10 protein-coding genes are annotated in these 14,369 nt (G+C 74.9%); 2 read left to right on the forward strand and 8 right to left on the reverse strand.

Going from position 1 to position 14,369, the window contains the following annotated elements; translation table 11 throughout:
* Positions 1-62 precede the first annotated feature (62 nt).
* From DMP15_RS18830 to DMP15_RS18840, 3 genes are all read right to left on the reverse strand, one after another.
* Positions 63-251, reverse strand: coding sequence for a hypothetical protein (locus DMP15_RS18830; RefSeq protein WP_337826256.1), 189 nt, complete (start codon positions 249-251; stop codon positions 63-65).
* Positions 252-539: 288 nt separating this feature from the next.
* A complete protein-coding gene (locus tag DMP15_RS18835) occupies positions 540-1,397 on the reverse strand; it encodes an alpha/beta fold hydrolase (RefSeq protein ID WP_073576997.1) in 858 nt (285 codons plus the stop codon).
* An 81-nt stretch (positions 1,398-1,478) separates the two neighbouring features.
* Positions 1,479-2,003 (reverse strand): CHRD domain-containing protein, encoded by a 525-nt coding sequence (locus DMP15_RS18840; protein ID WP_161152880.1) that lies wholly within the window; start codon positions 2,001-2,003, stop codon positions 1,479-1,481.
* A gap of 284 nt (positions 2,004-2,287) precedes the next feature.
* Here DMP15_RS18840 and DMP15_RS18845 point away from each other — a divergent pair, with 284 nt between their 5' ends.
* Positions 2,288-5,776 (forward strand): ATP-binding cassette domain-containing protein, encoded by a 3,489-nt coding sequence (locus DMP15_RS18845; protein ID WP_073576999.1) that lies wholly within the window; start codon positions 2,288-2,290, stop codon positions 5,774-5,776.
* A gap of 120 nt (positions 5,777-5,896) precedes the next feature.
* Here the strand turns inward: DMP15_RS18845 and DMP15_RS18850 are convergent, their stop codons facing one another.
* The 4 genes from DMP15_RS18850 to DMP15_RS18865 all read right to left on the reverse strand — a co-directional run bounded on the left by DMP15_RS18850 (position 5,897) and on the right by DMP15_RS18865 (position 11,302).
* Positions 5,897-6,757, reverse strand: a complete 861-nt coding sequence (locus DMP15_RS18850; RefSeq protein WP_304580172.1) for an alpha/beta fold hydrolase — start codon at positions 6,755-6,757, stop codon at positions 5,897-5,899.
* A gap of 43 nt (positions 6,758-6,800) precedes the next feature.
* Positions 6,801-7,730 carry a cation diffusion facilitator family transporter gene (locus DMP15_RS18855; RefSeq protein ID WP_073577000.1) on the reverse strand — a complete coding sequence of 310 codons (930 nt, stop codon included), beginning with the start codon at positions 7,728-7,730 and terminating at the stop codon, positions 6,801-6,803.
* A 50-nt stretch (positions 7,731-7,780) separates the two neighbouring features.
* Positions 7,781-10,288, reverse strand: a complete 2,508-nt coding sequence (locus DMP15_RS18860; RefSeq protein ID WP_073577001.1) for an ATP-dependent Clp protease ATP-binding subunit — start codon at positions 10,286-10,288, stop codon at positions 7,781-7,783.
* Between the two features lie 69 nt (positions 10,289-10,357).
* On the reverse strand, positions 10,358-11,302 hold the full coding sequence (locus DMP15_RS18865; RefSeq protein ID WP_337826257.1) for a hypothetical protein: 945 nt from the start codon (positions 11,300-11,302) through the stop codon (positions 10,358-10,360).
* Positions 11,303-11,517: 215 nt separating this feature from the next.
* Here DMP15_RS18865 and DMP15_RS18870 point away from each other — a divergent pair, with 215 nt between their 5' ends.
* Positions 11,518-12,999, forward strand: a complete 1,482-nt coding sequence (locus DMP15_RS18870; RefSeq protein WP_337826709.1) for an amino acid permease — start codon at positions 11,518-11,520, stop codon at positions 12,997-12,999.
* A 22-nt stretch (positions 13,000-13,021) separates the two neighbouring features.
* Here the strand turns inward: DMP15_RS18870 and DMP15_RS18875 are convergent, their stop codons facing one another.
* Positions 13,022-14,275, reverse strand: a complete 1,254-nt coding sequence (locus DMP15_RS18875; RefSeq protein ID WP_073577003.1) for an FAD-dependent monooxygenase — start codon at positions 14,273-14,275, stop codon at positions 13,022-13,024.
* Positions 14,276-14,369 lie beyond the last annotated feature (94 nt).

Raw genomic sequence — 14,369 nt, forward strand, 5'->3', positions numbered from 1 at the left:
CCGCAGTCGATGTGCGCGGTGGCCCGGTCGGTGCCGGACGGCGGCGGCGATGTCGGAGTAGCTCATCCGGCTACCGCCAGGATGAGGCCGAAGACGACCAGGGCGACGCCGGCGCCGAGCCCGACGGCAATCAGCAGCCGAAGCCGGGCGTCGCGCGCGACGTGGCGGCCCCGGCGGGCCGGCTGGGCGGACAGTCCGGGCCAGGTGCGGCCGGTGCGATCGCGGTGGTTGCCGCTGGTCGGAGGGGTCACAAGCGCACGGGTGCGCGATACGGTTCTCACGGGCCGGAGGACCTTCCGGTCAAGGGCCCGGGGTCCCGGTGCTTCCAACACCGGCCGGGCCCGCCTACTGGGTAGGCGTCCCGAGCTATCCGTTCAGTCCAGGATATCGCGGAGCACGACGCTCAGTGGCGACCTGCTGACCTGCGGTTCAGCACGACGCACTAGTCAGGCATAGTGCGCGACTACCTGGACTGAGCACCACCCGTTCCACGACGAGGGCCCCGCCGGACGATCCGGCGGGGCCCTCGTCGTCCGCGGTCAGAACAGGTCCGGCGTCGCCGGTGCGACGTCGTCGAGGAACGCGGTGATCGCCGGGACGAGGGTCGCCGTCTCCCCCACCAGGCCGATGTGGGAGGTCGCGGGCAGCACCACCAGGGGCGCACGGGGGACCTCCTGCAGCATCCCGGTCGCCGCGGCCCCTTCGTCACCGCCGCCGAGCAGGCGGAACATCTCCACCGCGTGCTCGGGCCGCACGCCGTCGGCGTCGCCGACGATCACCATGGACCGGGCCGTGATCGCACGCATCCGGTCGTCGGGGATCTCCTGGTCCTCAGCGTTGAGGACCTTCACCTTCTGCACCCAGGCCGCGAACGCGACGGGGTCCAGCGTGTGCTCCAGGAACGCGGACTCGACGGGCGAGCCGGCCAGTGTCGTCGCGTCCATCCCGGTGATCGCGGCGTGCACGGCGGGGTACCAGCCGTCGCGGCGGAACGTCGCGGCCATCACGACCAGCTTGCCGACGAGGTCCGGGTGCCGGAGCGCGAGCTGCAGCGCCACGCCGCCGCCCTGCGAGTAGCCCATCACGTCCGCCCTGTCGACGCCCAGGCCGCGGAGCAGCGCCGCGGCGTCGTCGGCGAACTGCTCGTAGGACAGCGCACGGGGCGCGTCCGGTGTCCGGCCCTGGCCCTGCATGTCGGCGACGACCACGGTGCGGTCGTCGGCGAGCCCGGCCGCCCAGGCCGCCATCGAGCCGGCGGCCATGAACGCGCCCGGGAGCAGGAGCAGCGGTGGCGACGTCCCGAGCTCGCCGTACATCTCGTGGTACAGGTCCAGACCGTTGACCGGCAGGTGCCCGCTCGAGGTCGGCGACGGGGTGATGGTGGCCGCTCCGGTCATGGTGTCTCCCGCGGTGGGTCGAGGGTCCGGCCCTCTACCGACCGTGCCGGGGCCGCGGACTCATCGGCCCCGGCAGCGCCGTCAGCCCGTCTTGGACAGCTGCCCGCGCACCGCGCCGGTCCGGTACTGCTCGGTGTGGGTGTCGACGAACCAGGCGGCCGGGTTGGCCTCCAGGTCCTTGACCGTGAACCCGGCGCCGGTGTCGACGCCGCCGACGACCACGCCGGTGGTGAACGGCCCCTGCAGGCAGCCCGTGCTGGTCATCGGACCACCGGGCGGGCCCTGCGGGTCCGGGAATACCATCCGCGGGTTGCCGGACTCGTTCGGCTGCCCCTCCTGCAGGTGCGTGGCGGTCCGCGCGGGGCTGCTGAACGGCGGGGTGACCCCGGTCATCCGGATGTCGTAGCAGACGATGTCCTGCTGGCTGTTCAGGCGCAGGGTGAACTGTCCGCTCGCGCCCTGCTGGCCGGGCACCGGTGCGCCGTCGTCGGCACGGACCGCGTCCGGGGTCAGGGTCGCGGTGAGCGTGCTGGTGAACGTGGGGGGCTCCGGTACGGGTGCGTCCTCGGCCAGCGCCGGTGACGCGGTGAATGCCAGTGCCGCCACCGCGCAGAGCGCGCCCCCGGCCCACCTGGTCGACCACGGTCCCATCGGTTCCCCCTCGTGTTCCACGCGTCGCTGCGGGGCAAGCATGCGGACACCGGGGGCCCGGCCGCGCCACCTCGGGGCGTTGTCGACCGCTTCGTGTGGGGCACCGCCCGATACGGTTTCGACCGGCCGATCGGGGGCAGGGCCGCCGAAAACCGGGCGATTCTGTCGGGGGTCGCGGTTAACGTCGATCATCGACGGCGCCGGAGATCCCGTAGCGCGGTCTCGTCGGGGGGTCGGGGGTGCGCGCGCTGTCCTGGCGTCGGCTGGGTGGACCGCTGTCGGTCGTGGCGGTGGGCGCCGCGGTGGTGGCCGCAGTGGCGGAGGCGACGGCGGCGACCGTGGTGGGGGCGGTGGTGAGCGGGCCGACGGCCACCCTGGTCGCTGTGCTGGCCGCGCTGCTGCTGGGCGCCGCCCTGCTGGACACCCTGGGCCGGGTCCTGTTCTCCGGGGTGGTCGGGCGCGCGGAGGGGAGGCTCCGGTCGGACCTCGTGGGGTCCGCGCTGGCGCAGCCGCTGCCCGCGCTGGAGGACCAGGCGGTCGGTGAGCTCCTCGACCGGGTCGACGACGACTGCCGCCAGCTCGCCCAGCTCATCCGGCGGATCGGCTGGGAGACCGGCCGCTCGCTGCTGCGCTCGGTCGTCGCGTGGATCGTCGCCGGGCTGGTGTTCTGGCCGGCGTTCGTCGTGTTCCCGCTGGTCGCCGCCGTGATCGTGCTGGTGGCGCGGCCGTTGACGCCGCAGATCGCGCAGGCCAAGGTCGCCGAGGAGACGGCCTGGTCGGACCACGCGGCGCAGCTGGAGGAGGCGGTCGCCGGGCAGGACGACGTGCGCACCTCGCTGGGCCAGCCGCACGTGGTGGCCGGGTTCGCCCGCCGGGCGGCGACGGTCGTCGCGCGCACCCACGAGGTGTGCCGGATCGCGACCCGGCTCGGGCTGCGGACGGGCACCGTCGCGCACGCGCTGCTCGGGGCGCTCGCGCTCGGCGGGGTGTGGCTGGTCGCCGGCGACCCGGGCGGGATCGCCGCGCTGGTCACGCTGTGGCTGCTGGTCACCGCGTTCGTCGGGCAGATCGACGCGGTCGTCGACCGGATGCCCGACATCCAGGCCGGTCTGGGTGCGCTCACCCGGGTGTCGTCGCTGCTGGAGACCGAGCGGGAGCCCGAGGGCGGCCGTCCGCTGCCGCCGGGGTCCGCGTCGGTGGAGCTGCGCGGACTGACCGCCGGATACGACGACGGGTTCCGCCTGGGCGGGATCGACCTGACCGTGCCGGCCGGGACGACGTGCGCGCTGCTCGGCCGCACCGGCTCGGGGAAGTCGACGGTCACCAAGGTGCTCTCGCGCGCCGTGGAGCCGCCGCGCGGGCAGGTGTTCCTGGCCGGGGTCGACGTGCGCGACCTGGACCTGGACGGGCTGCGCCGCGCGGTCGGCGTGGTCACCCAGCGCACCGAGATCCTGGCGGCGACGCTCGCGGAGAACGTCACACTGTTCGACCCCGCCGTCCCGCGCGGCGCGGTCGAGGCCGCGACGGCCGCGCTGGGTCTCGACGAGTGGGTCGAGGCCCTGCCCGACGGCCTGGACACCCGCCTCGGCACCGGCGGGATCGCACTGTCCTCCGGCGAGGAGCAGCTGGTGGCCTTCGCCCGGCTGCTGGTGCGCGACGTCGCCGTCGTCGTGCTGGACGAGGCCACCGCGCGGATGGACCCGCGCACCGAGGAGCGGGTGACCCGCGCGTCGCGGGCGCTGCTCGCGGGCCGCACCGGGATCGTCGTGGCGCACCGGCTGTCGACGATCCGCCGCGCCGACGCCGTCGCGGTGCTGTCCGACGGCCGCCTCGTCCAGCACGGGGCGCGGGAGCAGCTGGCCGCCGAGCCGGGCCGCTACGCCGACCTGCTCGCCGCGGACCGGTCCCTGCCCGGGTCCACGGGCGCCACCGGGGCCGTACTGACCGGGCCCGCGGGGGCGCGGCGCGACGGTGCGGTCGCCGACCCGGGGTCGCCGCTGCTGCACCGGGCGGTCCGGCGCGCGGTGCCGCCCGTGGACCCGGTGCCCGCTCCCCCGTTGTGGCGGGTCGTGCTGCGGCTGGCGCTGGCCCACCCGCGCTGGGGGCTGGCCGGCGGGTCGATGTTCACCCTCGCCACCCTGGGCTCGGCCACGGGTGTGCTCACCGGCTGGCTGTGGGGGCTCGTCGTCGCGGGGCTGGAGGGCGGCGGCACGCCGTGGGGGCCCGCCGCCGCGCTGACGGTGGTGCTGATGCTGTTCCCGGTGTGGATCGCCGTCGCGTTCCGCACCTACCCGCGCTGGTGGTCCGCGACGACGCTGCGGCTGCGGCTCGGGGTGCTGCGCGGGCAGACCATGCAGCGGCGTGGTCCGCGCTCCCCCGCGGGCGAGGTCGTGGCGCGGGCGCTGGACTCGGACCGGATGATCCTCTACGTGGACCGCTGGGTCGACGTCACCAACTCGGTGGTCGTCGTCGTGGTGGCCGGGCTGGTGGCGGCCGACGTGCGCGCGGCCGCCGTCATCGGCGGGTTCCTGCTGGTCTGCGCGGGCGTCGCGGCGATCGGGGCGCCGTTCGCGGGGCGGTCCGGGCGGATCGCGGCCGACGCACGGGCCCGGTTCGGCACCGCGCTGGGATCGGTCCTGGAGTCGGTGCGCACGGTGAAGCTCGCCGCCGCGACCGGAGCGCTGCGGGCCCACCTCGCCGCCGTCGACGGCGACCGGGTCCGGGCCACGGTCCGCGAGTACCGGGTGCGCACCCTGCTCGACGGTGTCCCCGGCGTGCTGCTGCAGGGCGCGGTGGTGCTCACCTGGTCGCTGTACCTGGCCGGGACCTGGCCGCTGGCGACGGCGCTGCTGGTGTCGACCACGCTGAACGGGGCCGGGTTCCTCGGGCAGGTGTGCGCGGCCGCGGTCACCGAGGCCCCGATCGCACGGCGCTGGCTACGAGCCGTCGCCCCGTTCGCGGGTCCTGCGGACCTGACCCGGCTGCCGCCGGGGGTCGATCTGGCCACCGGGGCCGCGCCGGCCCCGGAGCCGGCGGAGCGCGAGCCGCTGCAGCGGCTGAGCCTGGAGAAGGTCGCCGCCGTGCACGACGACGGCACCGTCGGCGTCGAGGGTGTGGACCTCGACATCGAGGCGGGCTCGCTGGTGCTGGTCACCGGCCAGGTCGGGTCGGGCAAGTCCAGCCTGCTCGCGGGCCTGGCCGGGCTGGTCGGGCACGAGGGCGTCATCCGGTGGAACGGGCGCGCGGTCGACGATCCGCAGACGTTCCTGCGTCCCGGGCAGGTCGCCTACGTCGGGCAGGTCCCCCGGGTGCTCTCGGGCACGTTCGGCGACAACATCGCCCTCGGCCACGACCGGCCGGTGCAGGACGCGGTCGGCGACGCCCGGCTCGACCGGGACGTGGCCACGGCAGGCGGGCCGGATGCCGTCGTCGGACACCGGGGCATCCGGCTGTCCGGCGGGCAGGTGCAGCGGGTCGCGATGGCCCGGGCGCTGGCGACCGGCGCCGAGCTCATCGTCGCCGACGACGTGTCCTCCGCGCTGGACGTCCGCACCGAGATCGAGCTGTGGGCCGCGCTGCGCCGCCGCGGCAGCACCGTGGTCGGCGCGAGCACGAAGCGGGCGGCGCTGGCCCGGGCGGACCGGGTGGTCGTGCTGGACCGCGGGCGGGTCGCCGACGAGGGCACCTGGGACGAGCTGTCGGCCCGCTGGTCGCACCTGGCGGGCTAGGACCGGTCGCACCTCGTGCCGGGGGCCGGGCACCGGCCCGCGGTGTGTCGCCGCGGCCGACGGCCGGGCCCGCCTGCTGGTCCGGCCGGAGCCCGCCGACGTGGATGCCGGGGCCGCCGGTCAGCGCAGGGGGTGACGTGCGAGGAAGGTGAGGACCGCGGCGGTCGCGCGACCGTCGAGGAAGCAGGCGTGCCGGGCCCCGGGCAGCACGAGCAGCTCTGCCCCGGGGATCCGCGCGGCCAGGCGCCGTCCGTTCCCCGGCGGCGTGAACTCGTCGTCGGCACCGTGCAGGACCAGGGTCGGCGCGGTGATCGTCGCGATCGCGTCCCCGGCGTCGTGGCGGGCGCTCGCCCGGCGGTGCCCCGCCCGGGCCGCCGGGCTCATGGTGTCGTCGCCGAGCACGGTCAGCGGGCCGGTCGTCTCCGGACCGACCATCAGCCGTCGCAGCTCGGCGGCGTTGTCCGCCGGGTCGGCGAGGCGACGCAGAACCTCCGGGGCGGGAGGGACCGCGTCGGGTCCGCCCGCGGTGGTGCACGCGAGGACGAGCGCACCCACCCGGTCCGGGTGGTCGGCGGCGACCCACTGCGCGACCCGGCCGCCCATCGACGTCCCGTAGAGGTGGGCACGGTCGATCCCGGCCGCGTCCAGCACGGCGACGACATCGCGGGCGAGCCGGCGTGTGCTCCAGTCGCGGTCGACGACGTCGTCGCTGCACCCTGTGCCTGCGGTGTCCACGGCGACGGTGCGGTGCCTGACGAGATCCGCACGCACGGTGCTCCACCAGTGCCGCGAGTTCGCCTGTCCGGGCAGCAGCACCAGCGGGTCGCCGGTGCCCCGGACGTCGAAAGCGATGCCGGCACCGTCCGGCGCGACGGCGCGCGCGGTCACTCCCCCGGCCGCGGCACGGTCACCGGCGACGCCCGCGCCGCGGTCACGCGGGCTCGCCCCCTCGGGCGTGGACGGGCCGGACGCGTGCTCCACGCCCGGAGGCTACCCACGGCGGCCCCGCGGACCATCGGGCGTCTCAGCCGCAGTGGTTCTCGTGCCCGGTGTGCGCTGCGTGTTCGACCTGCAGGGTGGAGTGGTCGAGGCCGAACCGCTCGCGCAGCACCTGCCCGGCCCGGTCGAGGACCGAGGTGTCCCCGCAGTGCGCGGACACCTCCTCGTCGACGACGACGTGCGCCGACATGGCCGGGGTACGGTCGTTGATCGCCCACACGTGGAGGTCGTGGACGTCGGCCACCCCGTCGACGGCCAGCAGCGCCGCCTTGACCTCCTGGGCGTCGACCCCCTTGGGCGCCCCCTCCAGCAGGACGTGCGCGGCCTCGCGCAGCAGCGCCACGGCACGCGGGAGGATGAGCGCGACGATGAAGAGCGAGGCGATCGTGTCCGCGTAGGGCCAGCCGGTCGTCATCAGGACGACGGCGGCGGCGAGCACGCCCACCGAGCCGAGGGCGTCGCCGAGGACGTGCAGCATGGCACCGCGCATGTTCATGTTCCCGCGGTCGCCGCCGGCCAGGACGGCGAGCGACACCAGGTTGCCGATCAGGCCGAGCACGCCGATGACCAGCAGCGGCAGGCCCGGGATCGCTGCGGGCACGAACAACCGCTGCACCGCCTCGATGCCCACCCACACCACGACCGCGACGAGGGTCAGCGCGTTCAGCGCCGCCACGAGCACCTCGGCCCGGCCCATCCCGTAGGTCCGCGACGTCGTCGCCGGTCGGGTGGCGAGCACGCTGGCGATCAGCGCCGCGACCAGCGCCCCTGCGTCGGTGAGCAGGTGGCCGAGGTCGGCCAGCAGCGCGAGCGAGCCGGTGTAGACCGCGCCCGCGGCGCCGAGGACCGCCGTGATCAGGGTGACGCCGAGTGCCGTCGCCAGCCGGCGGCGGTCGGTGCCCGCGCCGGCGTGCCCGTGGCCCGACCCGCCGCCGTGTCCGTGTCCGTGCCCCATGCGGCCACCATACATGCACACATTCGCATGTGAACCCTGCGAGGTCAGGTTCAGCCGGTGGGGACCGCCACCGCCTCGATGCTCAACGCCCCGTCCTCGACGCCGACCCGGGCGGTGCGGCCCGCGCCGATCCGCCCGTCGAGCAGCATCGACGACAGCGGGTTGTCGAGCTCGCGGCGGATGGTGCGGCGCAGCGGACGCGCCCCGAACTCGGGGGCGTGCCCGTGCTCGGCGAGCAGCGCGACGGCGTCGTCGCTGATCTCGAAGCCGATGTCCATCCGGCCGAGCCGGTCGCGGGTGTCGTCGAGCAGTAGCCGGGTGATCCGGGTGAGCTGCTCGGCCTCGAGCCGGCGGAAGACGATGGTCTCGTCGATCCGGTTCAGGAACTCGGGCCGGAAGACCTCCCGCAGCCGCGGCATCAGCCGGTCGCGCAGCACCGCCTCCTCCCGCTCGGCGGGGGTGGTGTCCGGGCCGGCGGCCGGGCCGAAGCCGAGCGTGGTCCCGTGTCCGGTGATCAGCTCCGACCCCACGTTCGAGGTCATGATGATCACCGTGTGCCGGAAGTCGACGGTACGGCCCTGGCCGTCGGTCAGCCGGCCGTCGTCGAGGACCTGCAGCAGCGTGTTGAACACGTCCGGGTGCGCCTTCTCGATCTCGTCGAGCAGCAGCACCGAGTACGGCCGCCGGCGCACCGCCTCGGTCAGCTCGCCGGACTCGCCGTAGCCGACGTAGCCGGGCGGGGCGCCGACCATCCGCGCGACGGTGTGCTTCTCGCCGTACTCGCTCATGTCCAGGCGGACCATGCGGTCCTCCTCGCCGAACAGCGCGACGGCCAGGGCGCGGGCCAGCTCGGTCTTGCCGACCCCGGTGGGGCCGAGGAACAGGAAGCTGCCCACCGGGCGGTTCTCGTCGCCGAGCCCGGAGCGCGAGCGGCGGATGGCCTCGGCCACGGCGGTGACCGCGGCGTCCTGCCCGATGACGCGCTGGTGCAGCTCGTCCTCCAGCTTGAGCAGCCGGTCCCGTTCGGCCTCGGTGAGCTGGGCGACCGGGATGCCGGTGGAGCGCGCGACGACCTCGGCGATCTCCTCGACGCCGACGACGGGTGCGCGACCGTCGGGGTCGGTGGGGTCGGCGGTCAGCTCCTCGCGGGCAGCGGTGATCTCGTCGCGCAGCTGGGAGGCCTTCTCGTAGTCCTCGTGCGCGACGGCCTGGTCCTTGTCGCGCTGCAGCGCGTCGAGACGCTGCTCGACGGCCCGCCGGTCCACGGTGGGGGTGCGGGTACGCAACCGGACCCGGGCGCCGGCCTGGTCGAGCAGGTCGATCGCCTTGTCCGGCAGGAACCGGTCGGTGACGTAGCGGTCGGACAGCTCCACCGCCGCGCGCAGCGCGTCCGGGGTGTAGCGGACCTGGTGGTGGGCCTCGTAGCGATCGGCGAGGCCGCGCAGGATCGTGACGGCGTCCTCCACCGACGGCTCGGGCACCAGCACCGGCTGGAAGCGGCGGGCCAGCGCGCTGTCGGACTCGATGTGGCGGCGGTACTCGTCGATCGTGGTGGCGCCGATGACGTGCAGCTCGCCGCGGGCCAGCGCGGGCTTGAGCAGGTTCCCGGCGTCCATCGCACCGCCGCCGTCCCCTCCCCCGGTGCCCGCGCCGACCATCGTGTGCAGCTCGTCGATGAACACGATCAGCGCGTCGCTGTGCGACCGGATCTCCTCGATCAGCGTGCGCATGCGTTCCTCGAAGTCGCCGCGGTACTTGGTGCCGGCGACGACACCGGCCAGATCCAGCTGCACGACGCGGCGTCCGCGCAGGGTGTCGGGCACCTCGCCGTCGGCGATGCGCTGGGCGATCCCCTCGACGACGGCGGTCTTCCCGACCCCGGCCTCCCCGATCAGCACCGGGTTGTTCTTGGTCCGGCGGGACAGGACCTCGACGGTCTGCTCGATCTCGTCGGCGCGGCCGATGACCGGGTCCAACCCGCCGCCGCGGGCGGCCTCCGTGAGGTCCTGACCGTACTGGTCCAGGGTCGGGGTGCCGGTGTCCGCGACCGCGCCCGGGTCCGGGGTGCCCGTCGCGCCCGGCCCGGCGGGGGCCTGCGGGGTCATCGCGCCGGGGCTGAACCGGGATCGGGCGAGCAGCCGGCCCGCGGCGGAGTCCTCGTTGGCGGCGAGCGCGAGCAGCAGGTGCTCGGGCCCGATGTAGCTCGACCCGAGCGAGCGGGAGATCTGGTGCGCGTCGAGCAGCGCGCGCTTGGCCGACGGCGTCAGCGACGGCGGCCGCCCCGCGTCGTGGCCACCGCCGGGGCGTGGCAGGCGCTCCTCCAGGATGCGGGCGATCGTGTCCGGGTCGCCGCCGGCCCGGGCGATCCAGCCGCGGGTGGTGTCGGTGCGGGCGCAGGCCAGCAGGATGTGCGTGGCGTCGAGGTCGGTGTCACCGCGTTCCGCGGCCTCCTGGGCGGCCCGGGCCATGATCTCGCGGGCACCGCCGCTCAGCAGCCGGGTCAGGTCGATCCGGTGCACCGGGCCGCGGGGGTCGCCGGGGCCGAAGAAGCCGGTCATCGTCCACCTCTCGTCGGGTCGGGGCGATCGATCGCATTCCCGGTGCCGGGCCCGTCGAAACCGTCCGCCTCAGGACGCGGCGAGCACGTCCGCGGCGACGTCGCGGCAGACCTGCCAGCCGTACTCGACGCCGAGCCCGCCCGGATAGGTGGTGAGGACGGCCAGCGCGCGGTCCTCCCAGGCCAGCACGCAGTGCACGTTCCAGCCGTCCGCGCCGTGCAGGGTCCAGCCGTTCTTCTCCGCGACGGCGCCGGGGAGCACGGGCCGGATCCCGGACTGCCCGTCCGGGGTGACGGCGTCGAGGTCGGCGAGCAGTGCGGGTCCGCCGGGCAGGCCGGGGGCGCGCTCGCGCACGCAGGCGAGGACGCGGGCGGCGTCGAGCGCGCTGACCTGCGTGTAGGACCACCACCCGGGCCGCGACGTCGACACCGCCACCCCGCACTCCGGTCCGAGCCGGGCGGTGCTCGCGTCGCCGCCGAGCGCGCGGTAGAGCCGTTCGGCCGCGCCGTCGTCGGAGGCGCGGACGGCGGCGGCGATGTCGGCACGTACGGCGGGCGGGACCGGGCGGCCCCGCTGCGCGGCGGCCCGCAGGGTGTCCAGGGCCAGCCAGGCCTTGATCGTCGACTCGGCCTCGCTGCGGCGGGTCGCGGCGTCCGCGGAACCGGTCCAGCGGCCGTCGTCGGTGTCGAGCAGCGCCCAGGACACGGCGAGCCCCTCCTCCCCCTCCCGGTCGACGGCGAGCGTGCCGGGCGCGAGGTCGAGCGGGTCGGCCGTCGCCGACCCGGTGATCGCCGCGAGGAGCTCGCGCAGGGTGCCGGGCGGCTCCGCGTCGGCCGCGGGGGCGTGCTGCAGCCGGGCGGCGGGTGGGGGTGGCACGGCAGGGCCGGCCAGGGCCGTCGGCACCGGCCCGGCCGCCCCGGCGGCCCCGGCGGCCAGCACGAGCGCGGCGACGACGGCGAGCACCGCCCCCCGGGCCGCCCGGGACCGTCGGCGTCCCGGCCTCCGCTCCGCCACGGCTCCTCCGGTCGTGGGCACCCGGTCGGTTGCCCACGACCGACATCGTGCCCCGACCGTGGCCGACTCGGACAGGGAGAACAGAACGTTCACACGGGATTATCAGGATCGTCGTCGCACCTCGTGCGGCGCGTCGTCACCCGGCGTCATACCGTCACGCAACGACCGGTCGACCGACGACGAGTGGGGGTGGCGGAGTGGGCTGGACGCGCACGATGCCGGTGGAACGGATCTTGGCCCGGAGCGAGCACGGCGACGGGGGTGCCGACGGACACGGGACACCGCTCAAGCGCACGCTGAAGGCCCGCGACCTGGTCGGATTCGGTGTCGGCATCATCATCGGCACCGGCATCTTCACCCTCGCCGGGGTCGAGGCCCAGCAGCACGCGGGCCCCGCCGTCACGCTGTCGTTCCTCATCGGCGCGGTCGTCGCCGGGCTCGCCGCCGTCTGCTACGCCGAGCTGGCCTCCTCGGTCCCGACGGCGGGCTCGGCCTACACCTACGCCTTCGCCACCCTCGGCGAGGTCTTCGCCTGGATCATCGGCTGGGACCTGCTGCTGGAGTTCGGCCTCGGCCTCGCCGTCGTCTCGCGCAGCTGGTCCGGCTACCTGGCGTCACTGTTCGGGCTGCCGACGGCGTGGTTCGGGGAGGACGCGACGGTCAACATCGGCGCGGTGCTGATCATCGCGGTGCTGACGGTCGTCGCGGTCGCGGGCATCCAACAGTCGGCGCGGCTGACGAACCTGCTGGTCCTGGTGAAGCTCGCGGTCTGCGTGCTGATCCTGGCCGTGGGCGTGTTCTACATCGACCCGGCGAACCTGCAGCCGTTCATCCCGCCGGCGCAGGCGCCCGAGGACGGCGGCTCGGTGTTCACCCAGCCGATCATCTCCGGGGTGTTCGGGCTCGCGCCGACCGTGTTCGGCGTCGGCGGCATGCTCACCGCGGCCGCGGTGGTCTTCTTCGCCTACACCGGGTTCGAGGCGCTGGCGAACCTGGGCGAGGAGGCGAAGCGTCCCGACCGCGACCTGAAGATCGGCCTGCTCGGCGCGCTCGCCATCTGCGCGGTGCTCTACGTCGATGTCTCGATCGTGCTCACCGGGATGGTGCCCTACACCGAGATCGACACCGGCGCCCCGCTGGCGTCGGCGTTCGCCGGCGTCGGGCTGCCGTGGGTGGGCGCGCTGATCGCGCTCGGCGCGGTCACCGGCCTCACCTCGGTGATGATGGTGGAGCTCGTGACGATCGGCCGGATCGGCTTCGCGATGGGCCGCGACGGCCTGCTGCCGAAGGCCATCGGCACCGCGCACCCGACGTGGGGTACCCCGCACCGGATGACGATCGTCGGTGGTGTCGTCTGCGCGGTGATCGCGGCCTTCACCCCGATCACCGCACTGGCCGACATGGTGTCGATCGGCGCGCTCTCGGCGATGATCATCGTGGCGATCGCGGTGCCGGTGCTGCGCCGGACCCGCCCCGACCTCGACCGGCCGTTCACGGTGCCGTTCTCGCCGGTGGTGCCGGCGATCACCGCGATCGCGTGCCTCTACCTGATGCTGAACCTGAACCTGGACACGTGGATCCGGTTCGTCGGCTGGCTGCTGCTCGGCCTGGTCGTCTACGCCGTCTACGGGCGGAAGCACTCGTTCCTCGCCCGCGAGGAACGAGAGGGTTCCGGGGCCGGGCGGGACCGGGCCTGAGCCGGCCCCGCCGGGCCGCGGGTCAGCGCTGCAGGGCCTCGCGGGGGGTGATCTCCCCGCGGGCCAGCGCCCGGCGGACCCGGCGGGCCGCGGTCAGCCTGCGACGGACCTGACGGACCGGCTCGACCTGCGTCGCGCGGTGCAGACGCTCGTTGAGCCGGCCCTGGTCGTGCCGGCGGTCGAGCAGCGACCAGGAGAAGGCCAGCGCGTCGTCGGCGCCCTCGAGGCTCTCCGGGACGGTCTCGAACCACTCCATGCTGGCCCGGGCCATCCGCTGGATGGGCGCCATCGCGGCGCGGCGACGCGCGTCGTAACCGGCGAGGGCGGCCTCGACGTCGTCGGTGCCGCGGGTCCCACGCGGGTACAGCTCCTCGGCCAGCGCGATCGAGTCGGCGACCGCGAGCACGGTGCCCGAGCCGATGGCGAAGTGCGTGGTGTGCGCCGCGTCGCCGGCGAGAACGATGTTGCCGTCGCGCCAGGACATGTTCCGGACCTCGCGGAACTGCAGCCACGGCGAGGACCCCATGCCGGGCGGGGCGATCAGCGAGTGCCCGTCGAGCGAGCGGGCGAAGACGCCCTCGAGCATCCGCATGGCCTCGTCGGGCGCCATCGTGTCGAGCCCCAGGCCCGTCCACGTCTCCGGCGTGCACTCCACGATGCAGGTGCTGACGCAGTCCGCCGCAGGGTAGGCGTGGAACCAGATCCAGCCGGCGTGGGTCTTCTCGAACGCGAAGGTGAACGGCCGGAACGGCTTGCTCGTCCCGAACCACACGTAGCGGTTGGCGCCGTGGGCGACCCGGGTGCCGAAGACGTCGGCCCGGGCGGCGCGGATCGCGGACCCGACCCCGTCCGCGGCGACGACGACGTCCGCGTCCGCGGTCAGCGGGTCGCGTGCGGTGTCACCGTCGGCGGCGACGGCGGTGTCGAACATGAGCTTCACGCCGACCTGGCGGGCCCGCTCCGCCAGCACCTCCAGCAGTCGCGCACGGCCGATGGAGTAGCCGTAGCGCCCGCCGAGGTGCACCGGGCGCCCGGATACCTCCACGACCTGGGAGTCCCACACGTGCGCCGCGGCCCGCACCTTCTCGGCACCGAGGGGATCGGTGCGGAAGAGCTCGTCGAGGATGTCCTCACCGAGTGTGACCGCGAAGCCGGAGGCCGTGCCGGGACCGTTGCGCTCCGCGAGGACGACCTCGTCCTGACCGCCCGACCGCAGCCGGGCCAGGATCGAGAAGTACAGACCGGCCGGTCCACCACCGACGACCACGATCTTCACACCGGACCTCCATCGGATGTCATCGAGCTGGGACGCAACGACCCTACGAACGTGGCGGACCTGTGTGGACACCGGGTCCGATCACGATCGGTGA

It is taken from the genome of Pseudonocardia sp. UM4_GMWB1 (assembly GCF_017312155.1).
GTDB classification, from domain to species: domain Bacteria; phylum Actinomycetota; class Actinomycetes; order Mycobacteriales; family Pseudonocardiaceae; genus Pseudonocardia; species Pseudonocardia alni.